Annotated in this window: 22 protein-coding genes; 5 read left to right on the top strand and 17 right to left on the bottom strand. The window is 56.5% G+C overall.

The genetic code is table 11. The features are described 5' to 3' along the window. The coding region (locus G544_RS22615; RefSeq protein WP_027275516.1) for an ESPR domain-containing protein at positions 1-2,938 on the bottom strand (2,938 nt) is incomplete at its 3' end. 985 nt (positions 2,939-3,923) lie between these two features. Here G544_RS22615 and G544_RS0115875 point away from each other — a divergent pair. Next, positions 3,924-4,538 carry a trimeric intracellular cation channel family protein gene (locus G544_RS0115875; RefSeq protein WP_027275515.1) on the top strand — a complete coding sequence of 205 codons (615 nt, stop codon included), beginning with the start codon at positions 3,924-3,926 and terminating at the stop codon, positions 4,536-4,538. Here the strand turns inward: G544_RS0115875 and rbsR are convergent. The 12 genes from rbsR to G544_RS0115815 all read right to left on the bottom strand — a co-directional run bounded on the left by rbsR (position 4,535) and on the right by G544_RS0115815 (position 16,402). Continuing rightward, positions 4,535-5,533, bottom strand: coding sequence for a ribose operon transcriptional repressor RbsR (gene rbsR / locus G544_RS0115870; RefSeq protein ID WP_027275514.1), 999 nt, complete (start codon positions 5,531-5,533; stop codon positions 4,535-4,537). The genes G544_RS0115875 and rbsR overlap by 4 nt on opposite strands. A 10-nt stretch (positions 5,534-5,543) precedes the next feature. Next, positions 5,544-6,467 (bottom strand): ribokinase, encoded by a 924-nt coding sequence (gene rbsK, locus G544_RS0115865; protein WP_027275513.1) that lies wholly within the window; start codon positions 6,465-6,467, stop codon positions 5,544-5,546. Positions 6,468-6,562: 95 nt separating this feature from the next. Further along, positions 6,563-7,450: a ribose ABC transporter substrate-binding protein RbsB gene (rbsB, locus tag G544_RS0115860; RefSeq protein WP_027275512.1), complete on the bottom strand. Its 888-nt coding sequence runs from the start codon at positions 7,448-7,450 to the stop codon at positions 6,563-6,565. Positions 7,451-7,499: 49 nt separating this feature from the next. Beyond that, positions 7,500-8,471, bottom strand: coding sequence for a ribose ABC transporter permease (gene rbsC, locus G544_RS0115855; protein ID WP_027275511.1), 972 nt, complete (start codon positions 8,469-8,471; stop codon positions 7,500-7,502). 3 nt (positions 8,472-8,474) lie between these two features. Further along, a complete protein-coding gene (rbsA, locus tag G544_RS0115850; RefSeq protein WP_027275510.1) occupies positions 8,475-9,992 on the bottom strand; it encodes a ribose ABC transporter ATP-binding protein RbsA in 1,518 nt (505 codons plus the stop codon). Between the two features lie 13 nt (positions 9,993-10,005). After that, the gene (rbsD, locus tag G544_RS0115845; protein WP_027275509.1) at positions 10,006-10,425 is read right to left on the bottom strand and encodes a D-ribose pyranase; all 420 of its coding nucleotides are present in this window, start codon (positions 10,423-10,425) and stop codon (positions 10,006-10,008) included. Between the two features lie 562 nt (positions 10,426-10,987). Beyond that, complete coding sequence (locus tag G544_RS0115840) at positions 10,988-11,656, bottom strand: 3-oxoacid CoA-transferase subunit B (RefSeq protein ID WP_027275508.1); 669 nt, start codon at positions 11,654-11,656, stop codon at positions 10,988-10,990. After that, positions 11,653-12,312: an acetate CoA-transferase subunit alpha gene (atoD, locus tag G544_RS0115835; protein WP_027275507.1), complete on the bottom strand. Its 660-nt coding sequence runs from the start codon at positions 12,310-12,312 to the stop codon at positions 11,653-11,655. Before atoD ends, G544_RS0115840 begins: the two co-directional genes overlap by 4 nt. Positions 12,313-12,332: 20 nt before the next feature. After that, positions 12,333-13,511, bottom strand: coding sequence for an acetyl-CoA C-acetyltransferase (locus G544_RS0115830; protein WP_027275506.1), 1,179 nt, complete (start codon positions 13,509-13,511; stop codon positions 12,333-12,335). Further along, positions 13,511-14,341, bottom strand: coding sequence for a beta-keto acid cleavage family enzyme (locus tag G544_RS0115825; RefSeq protein WP_027275505.1), 831 nt, complete (start codon positions 14,339-14,341; stop codon positions 13,511-13,513). Before G544_RS0115825 ends, G544_RS0115830 begins: the two co-directional genes overlap by 1 nt. 1 nt (position 14,342) lies before the next feature. Continuing rightward, positions 14,343-15,614 carry an MFS transporter gene (locus tag G544_RS0115820; RefSeq protein WP_051155795.1) on the bottom strand — a complete coding sequence of 424 codons (1,272 nt, stop codon included), beginning with the start codon at positions 15,612-15,614 and terminating at the stop codon, positions 14,343-14,345. 14 nt (positions 15,615-15,628) lie between these two features. Then, complete coding sequence (locus tag G544_RS0115815; protein ID WP_027275503.1) at positions 15,629-16,402, bottom strand: cyclase family protein; 774 nt, start codon at positions 16,400-16,402, stop codon at positions 15,629-15,631. A 276-nt stretch (positions 16,403-16,678) separates the two neighbouring features. On the opposite strand from G544_RS0115815, the gene G544_RS0115810 reads away from it, so the two are divergent. Next, on the top strand, positions 16,679-17,359 hold the full coding sequence (locus G544_RS0115810) for a TetR/AcrR family transcriptional regulator (protein WP_027275502.1): 681 nt from the start codon (positions 16,679-16,681) through the stop codon (positions 17,357-17,359). A 41-nt stretch (positions 17,360-17,400) separates the two neighbouring features. Here the strand turns inward: G544_RS0115810 and sugE are convergent, their stop codons facing one another. Further along, positions 17,401-17,715: a quaternary ammonium compound efflux SMR transporter SugE gene (gene sugE / locus G544_RS0115805; protein WP_027275501.1), complete on the bottom strand. Its 315-nt coding sequence runs from the start codon at positions 17,713-17,715 to the stop codon at positions 17,401-17,403. Positions 17,716-17,940: 225 nt separating this feature from the next. Between sugE and G544_RS0115800 the strand changes: the two genes are divergently transcribed. Together G544_RS0115800 and G544_RS0115795 are read left to right on the top strand one after the other, a co-directional pair. After that, complete coding sequence (locus tag G544_RS0115800; protein WP_051155794.1) at positions 17,941-18,360, top strand: MarR family winged helix-turn-helix transcriptional regulator; 420 nt, start codon at positions 17,941-17,943, stop codon at positions 18,358-18,360. 38 nt (positions 18,361-18,398) lie between these two features. Next, a complete protein-coding gene (locus G544_RS0115795; protein ID WP_211218911.1) occupies positions 18,399-19,652 on the top strand; it encodes an MFS transporter in 1,254 nt (417 codons plus the stop codon). Between the two features lie 28 nt (positions 19,653-19,680). On the opposite strand, the gene G544_RS0115790 is transcribed toward G544_RS0115795, so the two are convergent. The 3 genes from G544_RS0115790 to efp form a co-directional block, all read right to left on the bottom strand. Continuing rightward, positions 19,681-20,034, bottom strand: a complete 354-nt coding sequence (locus tag G544_RS0115790) for a DMT family protein (protein WP_027275498.1) — start codon at positions 20,032-20,034, stop codon at positions 19,681-19,683. A 57-nt stretch (positions 20,035-20,091) separates the two neighbouring features. After that, the gene (locus tag G544_RS21825) at positions 20,092-20,223 is read right to left on the bottom strand and encodes an entericidin A/B family lipoprotein (protein WP_071783409.1); all 132 of its coding nucleotides are present in this window, start codon (positions 20,221-20,223) and stop codon (positions 20,092-20,094) included. A 75-nt stretch (positions 20,224-20,298) separates the two neighbouring features. Beyond that, positions 20,299-20,865: an elongation factor P gene (gene efp, locus G544_RS0115780; RefSeq protein WP_027275497.1), complete on the bottom strand. Its 567-nt coding sequence runs from the start codon at positions 20,863-20,865 to the stop codon at positions 20,299-20,301. Positions 20,866-20,907: 42 nt separating this feature from the next. Between efp and epmB the strand changes: the two genes are divergently transcribed. Beyond that, on the top strand, positions 20,908-21,933 hold the full coding sequence (epmB, locus tag G544_RS0115775) for an EF-P beta-lysylation protein EpmB (protein WP_027275496.1): 1,026 nt from the start codon (positions 20,908-20,910) through the stop codon (positions 21,931-21,933). The last annotated feature ends 183 nt before the right edge of the window (positions 21,934-22,116 follow it).

Below are 22,116 nucleotides of genomic sequence, written 5' to 3'. Positions count from 1 at the left end.
ACTTGTCGCTGTCAAAATTGACCGCCACGTTGTCGTTAAGCGTCACCTTACTGCCTTCAGAGGCGTGCACCCCTACCGTTCCGGCCCCGTTCAAATTGACCGACGCCGCGTTGACGCCGTCGCCGACCGTCACTTCCACCTGGCTGCCTTTGGCCAGAACGCCGGCCGAGCGGGTCTGACTGTCCGCCCCGTCCCAGTCGCCGTTGAGCGTAATGTTGCCCGTCGAGCTGAGCCGGGTTTCGGTGGTGTTCGCCGTGGCCGACAGACCGACGCTGCCCGCGCCGCTCAGCGTGATGTTGCCGCTGTTGCCGCCTACCGCGCCCTCTTCCACCTGAATGCCGGTTGCCCCTTTACCGCTGAAGCTGATATTGCCGGAGTTGGTCAAGGTCGCCAGATTGCGGGCGATATAGCCCACCACGCCGTCCAGCGACGAGGTGAGGTGCGCGCCGGCGGTCAGGGGGGTTGCGCGCTTCTCGTCGTCGGTCATTACGCGCTCCACCCCCGCCAGGTCGTGGCCCTGCCCGTCGGCGATACCGGCTATCGCGCCTTCGCCGGAAAGATTAATCGTGGCCGTCGCGCCAATGGTGCCGGTCGCGCCGCCTTCCACCAAAAAGCCGGTGGCGTTCTTGCCGTTCACGTTCACCGTCATGCCGCCGGAATCGACGGTAGTGTCGGCGCCCGTCGCGACAATCACGGTCGAGCCCTCGCCGGACGCCGACATGGTCGACGTCGCCGACGACGAGCCGACAAACGCCGCGCCGCCGTCCAGGCGCATCAGGGTGGAGTTGTTGGTGGTGACGTCCTGACTGCCGGTGCTGGTGTTGGTGATTTTGGAGCCCGCGCCGTAGACGTAGTAGCCTATCTGGTTTTCGCCGTCGGCGAAGGTGACCTGACCGTTACCGGATAAACTAATCGTGCCCTGTTCGCGAGCATGCAACCCTATCGCGCCGTCGCCCTCAAGGTTGACGGTGCCGGAGATATCTACCAGCGAGTTAGCGCTGCTGGCCCATGCGCCGTAGTTGCGCAGGTCGGTAGACGGATCGGCGCTGCCGGTCACGTTGATCTGGCCGGAAGAACTCACTTGACCGCCGCTATAGGCTTTTATTCCAATATTATTGATGCCGCCAACGTTAATCGCCCCCGTATTGGAGATGCCTTTAGCGTTGTTATAGGCATAAATCCCGATATTCTGCCCCGGCAGGAAGGTGCCGTCTCCACCGTTACCCTTAATAGCGATCGTGCCGCTGTTGATAATCCGAGCTGACGCCATGGTCGAGTTTGCAGCGATGCCGTATACACTATTACTCTTCGTCCCTAGCGTAATCAGCCCCTGGTTGTCTACCGTACCGCTGCTCAACGAGCTTACCTTGATAGCCGCAGAGCCCGCGGCGGCAAACATATCCTTACCGTCCTGCGAACGGCCGACGTACATCTCGCCATCGGCGCTATTGATAAAAGAAGCGCTCGCTGAGGCTAATGATACGCCAACAGTCGGTCCCAAATATTCAGTCGTTCTGGTTCCTTCAGTAATGCCGAGATTTACCACGCCATTATTAACCACCTTGGCGCCGTTGAGGACGGTAACCATCACATTATTGCCCTGGTTTTGGGAAGCTAAATTGGACCAGAACATGGGAATAACGTTAAAAATGCCGTTATTGATGAATTCCGTTCCAGTGCCGGAGGCATAGATACCATAACCTTCTCCTCCTCCTGTCATCGAGCCCGTGATCATGGTTCCGTTATTCGTCAACCGCGACCCGCTGTACAAAACTCCAATGCGAAATCCCGTACTAATATAACCATCGTTGACACTATTAGCGCCGTTCTCTAAACGAATAAGGCTGGAGCTAAGACCACCATTATCCAATCCTCTCAAGCTGGTTGACGTTAAATAACTGTCGGAAGCCAGATTAATATTGGCTCCGCTGCCGGAACCGTATAAAAGTACGACCGTTCCGGGGGGACTTAGCAGAATGGGATCGGCATCGGCCGGAAGCGGGTTAATGACATAGGTCGTTCCCGTATTTTGGTAGGCTTTGTTAAGCTCAGAAGTATAGGCGCCGGTGCTTAAGTTACCGGCCTGAACCTGAGAGACCAGCCAGGCGTTATACGCCTTCAGATCGCTTAGATTGGTTACGCTCTGGGTAGAACCATCAAAACCGGAAAATTCGCCGACGTAGGTGGTTTTTTTCGCGGTGTAGGTCGTGGAAGAGGTTGAACTGGTTTCCCAGCCAAACCCTATGGTGCTGGTGCCGTGCCAGTTAATCGTCGCATTGTTGGACGAGCCGTCGGCATAAAACAGCTGACTGTCGCGAAAGTTGGCGCTAATAGTATTATTGTTGTTATAAACGTCGGCCTGGCCGTTAGTCACCGCGACAAATCGCGTATTATAATAAACGTCAACCGGGCCTGATGGAAAAACCTTAATAGCTCCGCCGGGACTCGCTGTAGATTTATACTCTCTAAAGTTATTCTCGTCATAAACGGTAACAACCAGATTACTGTTGGTTATCGGATCGAATACGGTAATATTCTTATTTCTAGCACTAAGTTCTACATTGGTATCAGTTTCTGGAACCAGCGGCCCCGTCGCATAGCCGGCGTTTATCGCAGTATTTATCGAGTCAATAGATACCATGGACCCCTTTGCTGCCGTAATGGAAGAAAGCATGTCTATACGATAGGCCTGACCGTCAGAAATAACCGCCGTGCCCACGCCGTTATTGTTGTTCGACGCCGACCAGACGCTGTCGAGCTGGCACTCAAGAGCAACGTTGTCGCAGTCGGTCGCCAAACCGGCGGGCGACAGTACCGCCAGCGTCAGGCCCGCCAGCGCTCTGTTGGTCGCCCGCTTGATCCGCCCACGGCCCAGCTCGGAAGTTACCACCCACAGCCCTAACGTACAGTTCCAGATCACACGGTATATTTTGTTCATAACACATAGTCCATTACTTAATAAGATTTGCTTTCTTTATGGAATGGAAAGCAAAAGTCACTATTTTGATTTTTATTGAGTGTCTAAAAAATATATTTACGGTGCTAAAAAACGGGATATGCCCCTTTGGGGGTATTCGAAGCATGAAGTAATTAATAATTACCGACCTCTAGAAAAATCAACTTTTTTCACCAAAAACAAATACTATATAAATGACGATAAAATCGGAAACTTAAACTTAAATTACCAAAAATATAGTTTTTTAATTTGCACAAATGCTTTATTACATTTTTAACTAGCGAATAATACCCATCCACGATCTCATTATCCACTCTTTATGTGAAAGCCATAGGAGTAGCAGCACTATAGAAATCACCTTCAGACAACCTCCCAACCAACTGATTACAATGAATTTTATATAAATAGCATTAAACGGGCGCCGCTTGCCAAGAAGATAAAGTTCCCCATTCTCGGCGCTTCAGCCTAAAAAACAGTCAAAGATAAACCGTTTTTCGAACGGTAAAACAAGACAGATCCGCTAATAACTACATGCACAATATTCAAATAAACAAATTAAAAAGCAGGCGATAAACTCCAATAAAAACAATACCTATCCCCATCATACTTTAAATTGCCTGTGATTTTGCCTATTTACACGGGCCTCATCTCTAACGAGGCTGCCGCAAACGCTTTGTCATGCAGCTCGAATTATTTAGGGTATTAATGAGAATAAAAAAAGAGTTTTAAAAAAATATTAACAAAACATTCTAAAGTGGTGAAAATAAAAAACATAAATAGATAACCGCCAAAAGCGGTATCAAAAAACTTATCTTTAGCGCCAATAGCTGATAAAAAACAAAAATAACCCCGCCAAACCCATAACAGATAAATAAATCAACAAAAACTCATAAACCGGCTGCAAAAACCATACAGATGCGGGATAATCGGCAAATTCGTTCAACATAGATCACCGATACACTACGACATGCTGCTATACGTTCTCTACATCATCGGCATCACGGCCGAATCCATGACCGGCGCGCTGGCGGCCGGTAAAAGCAAGATGGACATTTTCGGCGTCATCATTATCTCTTCAGTGACCGCCATCGGCGGGGGAACGGTAAGGGATATTATTCTCGGCCACTACCCGCTGGGCTGGGTCGCCCATCCGGAATACGTACTGATCGTCGCGGCCGCGTCGGTTATGACGGTCGCAACGTCAAGCATCATGATCTATCTAAGAAAGTTCTTTCTGGTGCTGGACGCGGTAGGGCTGGTGGTGTTTTCTATTATCGGCGCGCAGGTGGCGCTGGGAATGGGGCTGCCGATGCTTATCGCCGGCATCGCCGGGCTTATCACCGGCGTATTTGGCGGCGTGCTGCGCGATATCTTCTGTAACCGCATTCCGCTGGTGTTTCAAAAAGAGCTGTACGCCAGCGTCTCTTTCGCCGCCGCCATGCTCTACGTTGGGCTCATTCACTTCAAAATAGCGACCGATATCGCCACTATCGCGACGTTAGCTTTCGGTTTTACCTTCCGCATGTTGGCTATCTGGTTCAAAATCGGCCTGCCGGTATTTAGCTACCAAACGGACGATTAAGACCCGACAGACTGGCGCTCCACCAGCCTCGGGGTCAGCGCCAGCGTTTGCGGGCTGCTATGCAGCCCTTCCAGACGCCGCATCAGCGTGTCTATCGCTAATCGCCCTAATTCTCCCGTCGGCTGATGAATAGTCGTCAGCGGCGGCGTCAGGTACTGCGCCAGTTCGATATCGTCGTAGCCGATAACCGCTACGTCCTCGCCAACCTTAAGCCCCGTCTGGTTCAGCGCCAGATAGACGCCGACCGCCATGGCGTCGTTACAGGTAAACACGGCGTCCGGCGGTTCGGGTAGCGCCAGCAGCCTGCTCATCGCCTCAAGACCACCGGAAAACTCAAAGTTGCTGAAGATCTGATAGCCATCCGGTGAGTTTAACCCCGCCTTTTCCATGGCTTCCCGATAACCCGCCAAACGCCTGCGCGCCTGTACGTTATCCTTCGGGCCGGTGATGCAGGCAATGCGGCGATAGCCTTTTGATATCAGGTATTCGGTCGCCGTGAGCCCGCCCTGGAGAGAATTGTCCTGAATAACGTCGCACGCGCCGTTAAACGGCCCCCAGTCCATCATTACAATAGGCAGATTAGGATAGCGAGAGAACTGATTTTCCGAGATGGGGTGGCGCTCATTACACATCAAAATAAGGCCGTCGACCCGCCTCTGTAAGAGCGTTTCCAGATTGCTGTTCATCCGCTCAGGATCGTTTTCCGTGTTGCACAAAATCAGGCTATAGCCGCGTTCGTAGCAGCTTTCCTCTACGCCCCGCACCACTTCGGCAAAAAACGGGTTGTTGCTGGACGTCAGCAGCATCCCAATCGTGCGCGTCGACTGCGCCTTCAGGCTGCGGGCGACGGCGGAAGGCGAGTAATTCAACGCGGCAACGGCAGAAAGAATTTTATCGCGGACGGACTCACTGACGAACCGACTGTTATTGATGACGTGAGACACCGTAGAGGTGGATACTCCCGCCAAACGAGCGACGTCTTTCATGGTTGCCACGGTACAGCTCCTATTGGCCCGCTAAAAATGCATCGATCTCTTTGCGCCAGGGCACTGACGGTTGCGCGCCCGGCCTGGTTACGGCTATCGCCGCGGCGGCGTGGCCAAAGCGAACGGCGTCTAACAGCGCGCCCCCTTCAAGCAGCGCGGTCATCATCGCGCCGTTAAAGGTATCGCCCGCAGCGATGGTGTCCACTGGCTCAACGCGAAAGCCCTTTACCAACTGCCCTTCGCCCTCAACGCTAACCCACGCTCCGCGGCTGCCGAGCGTAATAATCACGGTGCGAATGCCCTTGGCGTGTAGTACTGCGGCGGCGCGATTGGCCTCTTCCTCGCCGGTGACGGCGATGCCGGTCAGGCGCTCCGCTTCGGTTTCATTTGGGGTGATAATGTCAATACGCGACAGCAGCTCGTCAGGCAGCGCCTGCGCGGGCGCAGGGTTCAGCGCTACCGTCGTGCCGTGCTCTTTTGCCAGCTTCGCCGCCGCAACGATGGTTTCAAGCGGGGTTTCAAGCTGCATCAGCAGCGCATCCGCCTCGACGATCCGCTGACGATATTTATTCAGATAGGCGGGAGTCACCGCCGCATTGGCCCCGGCGTCGATGGCAATCACGTTCTCGCCGTGACCATTGACGAAAATCATCGCTACGCCCGTGTGGGTGCCCGCTATTGCTTCAACCGGCGCAACGTCGATGTTGTCCTGCTCAAGCTGACGACGAACCTGTCTGCCCACGTCGTCTTCTCCCACGCAGGCGATAAACGTAATATCGGCCCCGCTGCGGCCCGCAGCAACGGCCTGATTCGCGCCCTTGCCGCCGAAAGAAATACGATAGCCCTGCCCGGTGATAGTCTCTCCCGGACGGGGAAATTCCTGCACGTTAAGGATGTGGTCAGCGTTGATGCTGCCCAGCACCGCCAGTTTTTTCCCTGACATCGTTGTCTCCTGTCAAAACGCGCGGCAAGCAGAGGCCCGCCGCGCAAAAGATAGAATAAAAAGCCGAAACAAAAACCCGAAATAAGATGAAGGTTTTACTTGGTAATCAGCTTCAACTCAACAGGAATGTTAGCGTCGACCTTCTCACCCTTCAGTACTTTAACCGCCGTTTCAACGCCGACGCTGCCGATAAGCTCAGGCTGCTGGGCTACGGTCGCGCCCATCTGGCCGCCCTTCACCGCATTCATGCCGTCTTTGGTGCCGTCAAAGCCCACGATCAGCACGTCTTTTTTACCGGCGGTGCGCAGCGCTCTCAGCGCGCCCAGCGCCATTTCGTCGTTTTGAGCGAACACCGCCTGAACGTCAGGGTGCGCCGTCAGCAGGTTCTGCATTACGTTTAGCCCCTTAGTGCGGTCAAAGTCCGCCGGCTGGCTGGCCAAAAGCTTAAAGGGGTGAGCCGCCATAGACTGCTTGAAGCCCTCGCCGCGCTCGCGGGCGGCGGAGGTGCCGGTGATGCCCTCAAGCTGAATCACCTTTGCATCGTTGCCCAGCTTCTCGGCGATGAAGTCGCCCGCCAGCTTGCCGCCGGCCACGTTGTCAGAGGCGACGTGGCTGACCACCTCCCCTTTATTCGCTGCACGGTCCAGCGTGATGACCGGGATATTGGCCTTGTTGGCCATCATGACCGCGTTGCCTACCGCGTCAGAGTCGGTCGGGTTAATCAGCAGCAGCTTAGTGCCGCGCACGGTGAGGTCCTGCACGTTGCTCAGCTCTTTTGCCGGATTGTTTTGCGAATCCAGTACGATCAGGTTGTAACCCAGCTCGTCGGCCTTCTTCTGAGCGCCGTCCTTCATGGACACAAAGAACGGGTTATTCAGCGTGGAGACAACCAGCGCAATGTTCTCTTTCGCCATCGCGCCAACGCTGACGGAAAGGGTAAGAGCGGTTGCAGAGACTATCATTGCCAGCTTTTTCATATTCATCGTCATCGTCATCGTTCCTATTATCAGTAAAGTGACTCGGCCAGTGAAGTTACTTGCCGCTTCGGTTTTCAACCAGCACCGCCAGCAGAATGACAGCGCCTTTTACAATCATTTGGAAGTAGGCGGAAACGCCCAACAGGTTGAGCGCGTTGCTTAAAAAGCCCAGGATCAGCGCGCCGATAAGCGTACCGGTAATGCGCCCCTTGCCCCCGGCAAGGCTGGTGCCGCCCAGCACGACGGCGGCGATGGCGTCCAGCTCATAGCCCAGTCCCGCCGTTGGCTGCGCCGAAGAGAGGCGGCCGACTTCAATCACGCCTGCCAGCGCCGTCAGCATGCCGCACAGAGCGTAAACGATAATCTTGACCCGATCGACGCTGATGCCCGACAGGCGGGTCGCCGCCTCGTTGCCTCCCAGCGCATAAATGTAGCGGCCAAGGCGAGTATGGTTAAGCAGGTACCAGGCAGCGATAAATACGACAGCCATAATCCAGATCGGTGCGGGAACACCCAGCGGCGTGCCGATGCCGAACCACTCAAACGCCTCGGCGGACTCATTAAAGCCCAGGTTAATCGGGCTGCCTTCGGAATACACCAGCGTCGCCCCGCGCAGCATCAGCATCATCACCAGCGTGGCGATAAACGCCTGCACCTTACCCTTGGCGACAATCACGCCGGAAACGCCGCCGATAGCGGCCCCCAGCAGTAACGCCCCCGCGACGGCAACGAAGACGTTGACCTCCAGCCCGACGATAGACGCCGCCACCGCGCCGGTCAGCGCCAGTACGGAGCCGACGGACAGGTCAATGCCGGACGTCAAAATCACCAGCGTCATGCCCACGGCGATAATCGCGTTCACCGAGGTCTGCTGCAGGATGTTGAACATGTTGTTGAGCGTGAAGAAGTTGGGGCTTAGAAACGACACCACGACAATCAGCACGATAAGCGCTATCAGCGACTTCTGCTCAAGCAGCCACTCTTTGCCGAACCGCTTGGTGGAAGGGGAATGGTTTAACGTATTCACGAATTATGACTCCTGCTCTACGCGGTTGCTGTTTATCAACTTACCTACGGCCGCCGCCATCAGTACTTCCTGCGTGGCCTGCGCTATGGGGAACTCGCCGCTGATGCGGCCTTCATGCATTACCAGAACGCGATCGCTCATGCCGATAACTTCAGGCATTTCCGAGGAGACGAGGATGATGCTTAGCCCCTCGCGCTTGAACTGGTTGATAAGCTGATAGATCTCTTTCTTGGCGCCGACGTCCACGCCGCGGGTGGGCTCATCCAGAATCAGTACGTTGGGCCGCGTCATTAGCCCGCGGGCGATCGCCACCTTCTGCTGGTTGCCGCCCGACAGCAAACCGATCGGCTGCATCATGGAGGGCGTTTTGACGTTGAACAGCTGGATAAAGTCGCCTACCGCCTGCCGCTCTTCGCCGTGCTTGAGGCTTCCCCACCGCCGGCTGAAGTAGCGCAGCGCCGTCAGGGACATGTTCTCTTTTACCGACATGCCGAGCACCAGCCCGTCGCCCTTGCGGTCTTCCGAGATGTAGACAATGCCGTTTTTCAGGCCGTCCTGAGGACGCTTAATCGCCACGGGGCGACCGTCGAGCAGGATTTCCCCCTTACCGTGGGGCAATGCGCCGTAAATCATTTTCACCAGCTCGGTGCGCCCTGCGCCCATCAGGCCGGAAACGCCGAGGATCTCGCCGCGATAAAGCTCAAAGTTGGCGCTATTGACGCCGTTGCCGGAAAGCCCCTTAACCTGAAGGCGAAGCGAGCCTCTGGGCAATTCCAAACGCGGATAGCGTTCATCGAGCTTTCGGCCCACCATCATTTCAATCAGCCGGTCTTCATCCAGCGACGAAACCGGACGTTCGCCGACAAACCCGCCGTCGCGAAGCACCGTTACGTCGTCGCAAATTTCGAAAATCTCTTTCAGGCGGTGGGAAATATAGACGATACCGCACCCTTGGGTGCGCAGCTCGTTGATAACGTTAAACAGCGAGGCGGTTTCCGTGTCGGTCAGAGCGTCGGTCGGTTCATCCATAATGATGACTCTCGACTCGAAGCTCAGCACCTTGGCGATTTCCACCATCTGTCTGTCGCCGATGGACAGCTCGCTCACCGGCATATGGCTGTCAAAGCGAACGTTCAGCCTTGCCAGCAGGCGGTTGGCCTCCGCATAGGTCTTCTTCCAGTTGATGCGCCCGATGGCGTTGACGAACTCCCGGCCTAGGAAAATATTTTCCGCCACGCTCAGCTGGGGGATCAGGTTCAATTCCTGGTGGATAATGCCGATCCCCGCCTCCTGAGAGGCCTTGGGGCCGTTAAACGCGGTCGGCTGCCCTAGATACTCGATGGTCCCCGCGTCTTTGGTATAAATGCCGGTCAGCACCTTCATCAGCGTAGACTTGCCCGCGCCGTTTTCCCCCAGCAGGGCCATCACCTTACCGGGATAAACGTTCAGGCTGGCGCCCGACAGCGCCTTTACGCCGGGAAACGATTTCTCTATTCCGCTGAGCTTAAGCAGAGGCTGCATCTTCATCGCTCCTTTAAAAAACCACGCCGGAGCACAAAATGACGTTGGCAAAAGGCGAGCACTCGCCGGTGCGCACCAGCGCCCGGCTGCCGGCGGTCAGCGCCTTAAACTCCGCGTGCGGCACGTATTCGACGGCAATGCGGTTGCGCTGGTTTTCCTCCAGATCCCGCAGTCGCGCCAGCAGTTGGAGGTGCAGCTCGGCGTTTTTCTCTTTAATTTCCGAAGCGATAATCGCTTTTTCTACCTGCATTTCTTCAACTACTGCGTCGAACACCTGTAAAAAAGAGGGAACGCCGTGAGTCAGGGCGAGATCGATACGCTCAACCAAGGCGGGAACCGGCAGGCCGGCATCGCCGATAGTCAGCGTATCGGTATGGCCGAGCCGGGCTATCGCAGAGGACAGCGGGGCGTTAAGCAGGAGGCCTTTTTTCATATGTTCCTCTCTATTCCTCTTAATCAGAGCACTGTCGATTCAGGTTAAAAAATCGACATCGAAACGTTTCGCTATTGAGCCGAGTTTAGGAATGAACGAAAAGAAAGCAATTTTTTTATTGGAAAACTGTGACAGTCATCGAAACGTTTCGATTTAGGCTGAACGCGGAATCGTGACAGCTGGAAAGGCAAGAAAAACTCGTTCGAAGTGAAGCTTCAGATTAATAACAAACACTGAAAACAAGCGCTGAACTGAGTGCGAAGTCAATCGGAGGGAGAGGTTACTCGCTTCGCTCGCCCTACGGGCCAACACGTTGTGTTGTTCAACGCCTAAAGGCGTTGTCCGTTGGGGTCGACTTGGCGTAAGCCAACGACAAACCGGCAAAGCCGGTTTGAATAGCGCTTGCGCTGGCACTGATGGGTGAAGCCCTTCGGGCTTCATAACTGCCCCTAGGAAGGCTATGCCCGACGCACTCCCAAAGCTAATAAAGGCGCCCTTCCGGCCGAGCACAATGGTAATATAGGCAGATAGTACTTTCGGCCGGAATATACACAAAAGGTAATTAAGACAATTCCTGCTCCATCACCAACATCTCCCGCAACTGCGACGAAACCACAAACTCCGCCTCCGTCTTTTGGCGGATCTGTTCAACGCTCACGCCCGGCGCGTGCTCGGTCAACGTTAGTTGGCCATTGATAAACTGGAACACCGCCAGTTCGGTCACCACGGTAGACACGCAGCCGCACGCCGTCAGCGGCAGCGTACAGCTACGCAGGATTTTAGACGCGCCGCTCTTGGCGCAGTGCTCCATCGCCACGATCACCTTTCGCGAACCGGTGACCAGATCCATCGCGCCGCCCATGCCGGGCACCATCTTGCCGGGAATCATCCAGTTGGCCAGATTGCCGTGCTGGTCAACCTCCAGCCCGCCCAACACGCAGGCGTCCACGTGGCCGCCGCGAATAAGCGCAAAGGAAAACGCGCTGTCAAACGTCGCGCCGCCGGGAATAATCCCACACGGCTGCCCGCCGGCGTTGGCGACGTCTGGATCGGGGTTTTCTTCATCCGCCGGGCAGATGCCGACAAAGCCGTTTTCCGACTGCAGGACGATGTCTACGCCGTCCGGCAGATAGTGGGCCACCATGGTCGGCAGGCCGATGCCGAGGTTGACCACGTCGCCATCTTTTAGCTCCAGCGCCACGCGCTTGGCGATAAAGGCTTTAGGGCTCATAGCGCGCCTCCTTTAAATACGCCGCTGACCAGCAGGCCCGGCGTCATGATGCTGTCAGGATCCATTGCGCCAACCTCGACCAGCTCCTCCACTTCGGCAAACACCCGCTCGGCCGCCAGCGCCACCAGCGGGTTAAAGTTTCTCGCCGAGCGACGATAATAGAGATTGCCCGCCGCGTCGCCGCGCTTGGCATAGACGATCGCCAAATCGGCGCGCAGCGGCATTTCCAGCAGGTAGTGACGACCATCGATGGTCATTCTCTGCTTACCTTCTTCCACTACGGTACCAACGCCCGTCGGCGTCAGAAAGCCGCCCAGCCCGGCACCGCCGGCGCGAATTCGCTCCGCCAGCGTCCCCTGCGGCACCAGCTCGACTTCCATCTCGCCGGCAATCATTTTACGGCCCGTTTCCGGGTGCAGGCCGATATGGGAGGCAATCACCTTGCGCACCCTGCCCGCCTCCACCAGCGGCGCCACGCCAACGTCCGGTTTGCCGGTGTCGTTGCCGATAAGCGTCAGGTCTTTGACGCCGGAATCCAGCAGCATTTGCACCAGCGTCGGGGGCGTGCCCTGCCCCATAAATCCGCCGAACATCACGCTCATGCCGTCGCGAAAGTGGCGGGAGAGGTCCTCCCGCGCGGTGACTTTAGACTTCATGACTCATCCTCCTTGGCAAATTACAGGCGTTCAACCACGACGGACACGCCCTGCCCGCCGCCAACGCACAGCGTCGCCAGCCCGAAGGTTTTGTCCCTAGCGCGCAGCGCGTGCAAAAGCGAGACCAGGATGCGAGCGCCCGAAGCGCCGATCGGATGGCCCAGCGCGATCGCGCCGCCGTTGACGTTGGTCTTTTCCATATCGAAACAGAGTTCGCGCCCCACGGCGATAAACTGGGCGGCAAAGGCCTCGTTGGCCTCAATCAGGTCGAGATCCTTAACGCCAAGCCGCGCCTTTTCCAACGCCTTTATCGTCGAAGGTACCGGCCCAATGCCCATCACCGACGGGTCGACGCCCGCGGTCGCATAGCCGCGGATGCGGGCCAGCGGCGTCAACCCAAGCGACTTCGCCTTCTGCGCCGACATCACGATAAGCGCCGCCGCGCCGTCGTTAATACCGGATGCGTTGCCGGCGGTCACCGTTCCCTCTTTGGCGAAGGCCGGGCGCAGCTTTGCGAGCGCCTCGGCGCTCGCATCGGCTCGCGGATACTCGTCGCAGTCGAATACGACCTCCTTTTTCCTCTGCATCACGGTCACCGGCACGATTTCGCCTGCAAACGCGCCGCTTTCCGTCGCCGCCACCGCGCGCTGCTGGGAACGCAGCGCCACTTCGTCCTGCTCTTGGCGGCTGATGCCGTAGCGCTGGGCGACGTTTTCCGCCGTAATGCCCATGTGGTATTGGTTAAAGGCGCAGCTCAAGCCGTCATGCACCACGCTGTCGGTCAAGGTGCCGTTGCCCATGCGGTAGCCCCAGCGGGCCTTGTCCAGCAGGTAGGGCGCGGCGGACATGTTTTCCATGCCGCCCGCCAGCACGACGTCGGCATCACCGGCAGCGATCGACTGCGCCGCCATAATGACGCTCTTCAACCCTGACCCGCAGACCACGTTAATCGAGGTGGCCGGAACGGCTTCGGGAATGCCGGCCCGAATGGCCGCCTGCCGCGCCGGGTTCTGTCCAAGCCCGGCCTGAAGCACGTTGCCGAGCACCACGTCGTTTACCGCGTCGGACGTAATCCCCGCCCGAGCGATGGCCTCTTTCGCCACGATAGCGCCCAGCTCAGGCGCGCTAACGCCCGCAAGCGAGCCGCCGAAGCTGCCGATGGCCGTGCGTACGGCGCTGACGATAACGATATCGTTCATCACTTTGCTCCCCGCAGGTTCAGGATCTGACGCGCCTCATCAGGCGTCGCCGGGTCGCGACCGGCCTCTTTCGCCAGGCGCACCGCGCGCTCGACGAACTCGGCGTTGGACTTCGCCAGCCGCCCCTTGCTGTAGTAGACGTTGTCCTCCATGCCGACGCGCACGTGCCCGCCCAGCGCCAGCGTCGCCAGCAGCACGGGCATATGGCCGCGGCCGATGCCGAACGCCGACCAGTGGGCGTCCGCCGGCAGCAGGTTCCTGAGGTAGACCAGGTTTTCCACCGTGGCCGCCGTGCCGCCCGCAGCGCCCAGCACCAGCTGATAGTAAGCGGGCGTTTTAATCAGGTTCTTTTTGATGTAGTGGAGGGAGTTATAAAACATCCCGGCATCGAAAATTTCGATCTCCGGCCGCACGCCGTTGTCGATCATCAACTGACCGAGCTTTTCCAGAAACGCCGGATGGTTGATAAACAGGCCGCTGTGGGCCCAGTTCATCGAACCGCAGTCGTAGGAGGCCAGCTCCGGCTTCAGCGCCGCCACGTGCATCATGCGCGTTTCGTCGGTCGCGTTCAGGTCGCCGGAAGTGGTGAGGTTAATCACGATGTCGCACTTCTCGCGAATAAGGCCTACCGTCTCACGAAACTTCTCGATGTTCATCGTGCCCTTGCCTTCGTCGTCGCGCATGTGCAGGTGGGCAATGGCGGCGCCCGCCTGCCAGCATTCGTAAACGTCGTTGGCTATCTCTTTCGGCGTTAGCGGAATGTTGGGGTTGTCCTGCTTGGTCGGAAAGGCGCCGGTGGTGGCGACGGTAATAATGGTTTTGTTATTCATTTCAGCTTTCTCCCTGTACTTCAGCGCCAGGCTGCGCCGCGGCAGCCGGTCGTTTTTCTTTGTCGATATCGGGCAGCGCGAACATCATCAGCCCGGCCAGGCAGAAGAAGACGGCGCAAATCATGATGCCGGTCACCAGACCGTAGCTCTGGGCGATAAAGCCCATGGCGAATGGAGCGAAGGCGGAAACGCCCCGGCCGATGTTGAAACAGAAACCCGCCCCTAACGTGCGAACACGGGTTGGGAACAGCTCGGGGAAGTAGGAGCCCATCAGTCCGACGAACGCGGTGAAGAAGGCGTAAACCGGCCCCATCACCAGCAGCGCGGTATGGCCGGTCATGTTGACGTAAATGGGCAGCGTTATCGCCGTGCCGATAAACGAAATCACCAGCGCTTTGCGGCGGCCGGCCTTGTCGGCCAAAATGCCGAACACGTTATAGCCGACGAACATGCCCACGTTCAGCACCACGAAGAACAGCGACATGGTTTCAATGCTCAGACCGCGATCCTGCGTCAGGAACAGCGGCAGCCAGGTGGTACAGCCCCAGTAGCCGATGAGGCCGAAGCTGGCGACCACGGTGGCCAGCAGCGTGTTGCGGGCCAGCTCTTTGGAAAAAATTTCGCCAATGCGCACCTTCTCACCCTTGCCCTTCTGCGCCTCTTTCTGCTTTTTCCAGCTTTCGGACTCCGGCACGAATATCAGGAAGTAGACGGCGGCGATAATCGCACCCGCGCCGCACAGGAACAGAGCGCGCCAGCCGTAGGTCGGAATGATAAGGTAGGCTAAAAACGCCGCAAGGCCTGCGCCCGCAGGGAACGAGCTCAGCACGAAGGAGGCTGCTCTGCCCCGCTGCTTCGGCGGCCAGGTCTCCGCGATGTAGGCCACGATGATGCTCCAAACTCCGCCTAAGCCCAGGCCCGCGAGGAAGCGCAGCACCAGAATTTCAAACCAGGTGCTGGTAAAGGCGATGGCCGCCGTCAGAACGCTGAATACCATCAGGCTCCAGAACAGGGTTTTACGGCGCCCGTAGTTGTCGGCGCACCAGCCTACGACGATGCTGCTCAGGCCGATGCCGACCATCGTCGCCGTCGCCAGCAGGCCGCCGTCCGCCTTGGAAATACCCAGATCGGCAATAATCACCGGCATGGATACGGCAAGCAGTAGAATATCTACCGCGTCGAACATGTAGCCAAAAAAGCCGCCGAACAGAACGTGCCACTTTACCCGGGAATTACCGGCGGTCGCAGCGGCGTTGTCATGAGATTGCTTCATAGCGTCGTCTCCCGTCAGAGGTCGAACATGGCGACCGGCCTGCACCATCCGGCGCTGGCGGCCTTAATTTTGATGGGGAAGCAGGCAATCTTGAAGCCAAACGGCGGTAGCTTATCCAGATTGTTCATCTTCTCCATGTGGTAGTACTCGCGCTCAATGCCGGCGAAGTGCCCTTCCCAAATCAGGGAGGAATCGCCGGTTTCTTCAAATTCTTCGGCAATCAGCGACAGCGGGCGATCCCAGCTCCAGGCGTCGGTGCCGACGACCTTTATGCCGCGCTCCAGCAGGTAGAGCGTCGCTTCGCGAGTCATGCCGCAGCCCGCGCTGGTGTAAGCGGCGGTGCCCCACTGCTTCATAGCGCCGGTGTAAATGACGACGATGTCTAGCGGCTTTAACGTATAGCCGATGCGAGCCAATTCCGCCTCCAGCAGCTCAACGGTAATCTTGCCGCCTTCACCTGGAACCTCGGAGAAGTCGAGCTTAACGCCGTCCGAGAAGCACCATTCAAGGGGAATGTGGTCGATAGTACGGGCCGGTTCGCCCTGATTCATGGTCGGGTGATAGTGCCACGGCGCGTCCAGATGGGTGCCGCTATGGGTAGTCAGTTGGATATACTCAATCGACCAGCCCAGCCCGCCGGGTAAATCCTTCTCGGTCGCCGTCGGGAAAAACTGGCGCATGTGTTCCGCCCCCTTGTCGTGCCCCCAGTAGTCAATGCGGGTCGGCATGGACGGCGGGTCGCAGGGGGTTTGGTCTTCAATCGTTACGCTCAGATCGATGATTTTCATGTTGGTTCTCACTGTTGCTTTTATATTTGGTCGTACGTCCAACCTACAATAATTTAGACAGTCGTCCAAATTGATTTATCAGGATCGTGAACGAGATCGAAAAATGGCGGGATAAGTAAATAAAGAGTTTGTAAGATGCTAATTAATTGTGTGGATTTTCGGCCTATTTAGGCGACAGCGGCACAAAACTTAACGCATTTTTACCCGAGCGACTTATAATGCCGCTTTAATGGAATTAAGAAACGGCGCTTTGACGGTAGCCCTAACGGTACGAACATGCAGATATCGACATCCGAAAAAATCCTGAACGCCGCAGAAGAGCTTTTTGCCCAAAGCAGCTATGACGCCGTCTCTATTCGGCAAATCACGCAAAAGGCCGACGTGAAGCTGGCGCTGGCACACTACCACTTTGGCACCAAAGAGTCGCTGTTCGACGCGGTCATCAAGCGCCGCATCGGCCAGCTTAGCCAGTCTCGCCTGCAGCTGTTGGACTACTTTCGTCAACAGAACGACGGCAATCCTCTGCCCCTTGAAAAAATCGTCCACGCCTTCGTGATGCCCTACCTGTTCTGGCACCTGAACGGCGGTGACGGCTGGCGCAGCTACGCCCGCATCGTATCAACGCTGCTCGGCTACAACCTGACGCTGCTTCAGGAGCAGTTTGACGGCGGCGCCAGAGCGTTTCAGCAGGAGATGCGCCGCTCGATGCCCAACGCCGACGAGGCGAGCGTTCAGTGGGGGTTCGACTTTATGGTCGGCGTGATGTGCAATACGTTCTCCGAAGTCGACCGCATCGGCGGGCTGTCGGGCGGGCTTTGCACGACGGAAAATAAAGAAGAGGCCTGCGAATACCTGCTGGCGTTTATCATCGCCGGGCTGGAAAAGCTGGCGGACAACAAAAAGCAGGATCTGAACGGCAGTTTGGACGTGCTGAAATCATTAACTATGTGTGAATGAAAAGCGGCCCTCGATCGCTCAAGGGCCGCCAGCCGATTTGATTATGAACTAAACTTCAGCCCGATGATGCCGCAAATAATCAGGCACAGGCTGATTATCCGCACGGCGCTCGCCGATTCCCCCATCAGCACGATGCCGGTGACCGCCGCGCCAACGGCGCCAATGCCGGTCCATACCGCATAAGCCGTGCCCATCGGCAGGGTTTTCATGGCGTTGGCCAGCAGCAAAAAGCTTGCGGCCATCGCCACCAGCGTAATGACGCTCGGCGTTAATCGAGTAAATCCGTGACTGTATTTAAGACCAATCGCCCATACCACTTCGAGCAAACCGGCAATTAACAGAATAATCCAGGCCATGTGGGTACTCCCCTTAACTTACGTTGGGGTCGTCCCCTGAGTGATGACGCCCGCCGGGTCGTCCCGATGGGCCAAAGAAATAAGCGTTGCACGATAACGTCACGCGCCGCACGCTGACTCTATTGTAGCCGAATCGACGCGATTTTTGCCAAAAAAATAGATTGACGACTTCCCGTTCCTCATCTTAAATGATGTACATACACCATTTTGAATGACGAGCTCCCCATGCAAACGCCGCTGCCGACAGAACCCTGCCTGTGTACTCGCGCCCGACGCGCGGCCCAGAGGATGACCGACTATTATGATAAGGCCCTCTCGCCCAGCGGCGTTAGCGTCAATCAGTATGCGCTGTTGATAAACATCGCTCGCCTCGGCGAATGCGGTACGGGGGAGCTGGCGCAGAAGCTTAAGCTTGAAAAAAGCACGCTGGTGCGCACCCTCAAGCCGCTGCTGGAAGCGGACCTGATTGTCGACGTCTCCGAAGCCAAAAGCCGAAAGCGCAAAATGCGCCTGACGCAGGAAGGTGAAAGCGTGCTGCAAAAGGCCATCCCTCTGTGGCAGCAGGTGCAAGACGAGCTGAAAGACCGGCTCAGCGACGACTATGAGCGCCTGATTCACTTTTTTGACACTGCTAACGACCTCTAGCGATTCCCCTACTCCCCCACAACATAAAGGAACACTCCGTGGACAATCATAACAACGCCGAGCGCCGGGCGCCCGGCCTGTGGCTCCCCATCGCTCTGGCCAGCGTCATCCTGATGGTGACGATGGGCATCCGGCAAACCGTCGGGCTGTTCGTCCATCCGATCATGGAAAATACGGCGATGAGCATCGCCGAAGTCAGCATGGCGCTGGCGATAGGCCAGCTGATGTGGGGCGCCTTCCAGCCGCTGTTCGGCGCCTGGGCGGATAAGAAGGGGGCCTTTTCCGTTCTGGTCGTCGGCGCAGTGCTTATCGCGCTGGGCCAAATCGGCACGCTGTGGGCGTCTTCGTTTCTTCCCCTCTCGCTGGCGCAGGGGCTTTTAAGCCCGGCGGGCGCGGCGGCGGGGAGCTTTTCGGTGCTTATCGGCGTGGTGGCGAGCCGCCTGCCCACCGATAAGGGATCGGTCGCCAGCGGGTTAATCAACGCGGGCGGCTCCATCGGCCAGTTCGTCTTCGCGCCGGTGCTTCAGGCCCTTATCAGCCTGCGCGGAGTGGCTTCCGGGCTGATATTTCTGGCCACTGCGGCGCTGGCGACCATCGTTCCCTCCTGGTTTTTGTGTAAGGACGACAAAAGCCGCGTTCATCGAGCTCCCGCTCATGCGCAAAGCCCGGCAGAATCCATGGGGCTCAAAAAGCAAATCGGCGAGGCGTTCCGCAATCCGAGCTATTTATTACTGCACGCGGGCTTTTTCACCTGCGGCTTCCACGTTGCGTTTCTCACCACCCACCTGCCGGGAGAAGTCAGCCTGTGCGGGCACGAAGCGTCGGTTTCGGCTATCAGCCTTTCTCTTATCGGGCTTTGCAACATTGCGGGCAGCATCTTTGCAGGCGTTTTAGGCAAACGCTTCCCGATGAAGTACATCCTGACGGCGCTCTACGGTTCTCGCGCGCTGATGATCGCCGTCTATCTGATGTCGCCTAAAACCGAGCTGACGTTCTACATCTTCGCCTGCTCCATCGGCTTCACCTGGCTTGCCACCGTGCCGCCGACGGCGGGCATCGTCGGCAAGCTGTTCGGCACCCGCTACCTGGCGACGCTGTTTGGCTTTACGCTGTTTACCCACCAAATCGGCGCATTCTTCGGCGCATGGTTAGGGGGCGTTGCGATGCAGTATGAAGGGAATCTGCTGTGGGTCTGGTACGCCGACATCGCGCTGGCGCTGCTGGCGGCGCTGGTCAACCTGCCGATTAAGGAGAAGAGCGTGGCGGTGCCGATTAGGGCATCAGAAGCCTAACATCATGAAGGCGGGCGGCAACGCCCGCTTACCCCATAATCTTATGGCGAAACATAAAGAACACCGCGCCCAAAAGGCACAGGCCGGCCCAGATGTAGTCGGTCCGGAAGGGTTCTTTCAGAATGTACATGGAGAAAGGGATAAAGACCGACAGGCTGATGACCTCCTGAATGATCTTAAGCTGGCCTGCGCTCGCCACTTCATAGCCGATGCGGTTGGCCGGCACCTGAATCAGGTACTCAAACAGCGCGATGCCCCAGCTTATTAACGCCGCGACGACCCAGGTTTTACTGTGGAAATACTTAAGATGGCCGTACCAGGCAAAAGTCATAAAGACGTTGCTCAGCGTTAAAAGGCCGATAGTAATGAACAGAGATGACATGACTGCTATCCCTTGATAACAGAAACTTGATAATGAGAAAAATCGGCTAGCGCCGAGTTAGCTTGCCCCGCGCTGGATAGCGCCGCCCACGTGTTGAACGTCTTCGCCAAAGCCGCGTACGGTATTACAGCCGCCGAGCGCCGCCGTCAAAGCTAAAACCAACAGAATTTTACCGGTGAAATTCAGCATATGACCTCCTTTTAGTTACAACCTCTAAGTACAAACAGGGCCGCATCACAACGGCCCTGTTTTAGCTTACGGCAATTACTTTACGCGAGAAACGTATTCGCCGGAGCGCGTATCAACCTTGATAACTTCGCCGATCTGAACGAATAGCGGCACTTTCACCACGGCGCCGGTAGTCAGCGTCGCAGGCTTACCGCCGGTACCGGCGGTATCGCCCTTCAGGCCCGGATCGGTTTCAACGATTTCAAGCTCAACGAAGTTCGGCGGCGTTACGGCGATAGGCGCGCCGTTCCACAGTGTAAGAATACACTCTGCCTGCTCAACCAGCCACTTGGCGTTGTCGCCTACGGCTTTAGCATCGGCAGCCAGCTGTTCGAAAGTATCGTTGTTCATGAAGTGCCAGAACTCACCGTCGGTGTACAGATAGGTGAGGTTCATATCCATCACGTCTGCGCCTTCTGCGCTGTCGGTGGATTTGAAGGTTTTTTCAAGCAGCTTGCCGGAAATCAGCTTGCGCAGACGTACGCGGGCAAAAGCCTGGCCCTTGCCGGGCTTAACGAATTCACTTTCAATAACGGCGCAGGGTTCTCCGTCCAACATGATTTTAAGACCCGGACGGAAATCGTTGCTAGAATAAGACGCCATGATGGTCCTCTTTCTTAATTAATTTAGGTAGTACAGCAAAAAATGGCGCACATTGTAACCCAAAACACCGCGGATAGAGAAGAATGGTTACAGCAGTTATCGGACGTTATTACCGATCCCGAAGAATTATTGCGCCTTTTATCGTTAACGGATAACCCCGAACTTCGCGCCGGCATGGCGGCGCGGCGGCTGTTTCCGCTGCGCGTTCCCCGCGCGTTTGCCGCCAGAATAAAAAAAGGCGATGCCCGCGATCCCCTATTGCTGCAGGTTATCGGTCTGCCCGACGAGTTTACCCTAACGCCGGGATATAGCAACGATCCGCTGGAGGAGCAGGCTCCCGCAGCCCCTGGGCTGCTACACAAGTATCGCAATCGCGCTCTGCTGCTGGTAAAGGGAAGCTGCGCGGTCAACTGCCGCTACTGCTTTCGCCGCCACTTTCCCTATCACGATAACCCGGGCAACAAGGCCTCCTGGAGCCAGGCGCTCGATTACGTTCGTCGTCACGACGAGCTGGACGAGCTGATTTTCTCCGGCGGCGATCCGCTGATGGCGAAAGACAAAGAGCTGGACTGGCTGCTTGGCGAAGTCGAATCCATCGCGCACATAAAAAGGCTGCGTATCCATTCGCGCCTGCTGGTGGTCATCCCAGCCCGAGTCACCGACGCGCTCTGCGAACGCTTTTCCCGTTCGCGCCTTCAGATTGTTTTGGTCAGCCACGTTAACCACGCCAATGAAATCGATGAGCCGGTAATAAAAAGCATGGGCAAACTCAAACAGGTGGGTGTAACCTTGCTAAATCAAAGCGTGTTGCTGAAGAATGTAAACGACAGTGCGGACATTTTGGTAAATTTGAGCCTTGCGCTATTCAACGCGGGAATAATCCCTTACTACCTTCACGTATTGGATAAAGTACAGGGTGCAGCCCACTTTATGGTGGACGATGCGCAGGCTAAGCGAATTATGGAACAGATGCTGGCAAGCACGTCGGGATATCTGGTTCCAAGATTAACCCGCGAAGTCGGTGGTATGCCCAGCAAAGTACCCCTAAATCTCGATATCATGTCGTGAGCAGCCTAACTTAAAGCGTGTTAACAGGGGAATAGGCATCGAGAGAATATCTTATTTGTTTTCATAAGCTAAACCAAAAGCACACCGTTAGCCATGAAACTCGTTTGCCTTTTATGACGATGATTTGTTAGTTTAATGATTAATAAACGCGTTTCAAAAAAGAGAGCGCGACGGGAAAGCGCA

It is taken from the genome of Leminorella grimontii ATCC 33999 = DSM 5078, from assembly GCF_000439085.1.
Lineage (GTDB): Bacteria > Pseudomonadota > Gammaproteobacteria > Enterobacterales > Enterobacteriaceae > Leminorella > Leminorella grimontii.
This window is presented reverse-complemented; position numbering and strand designations above follow the sequence as displayed.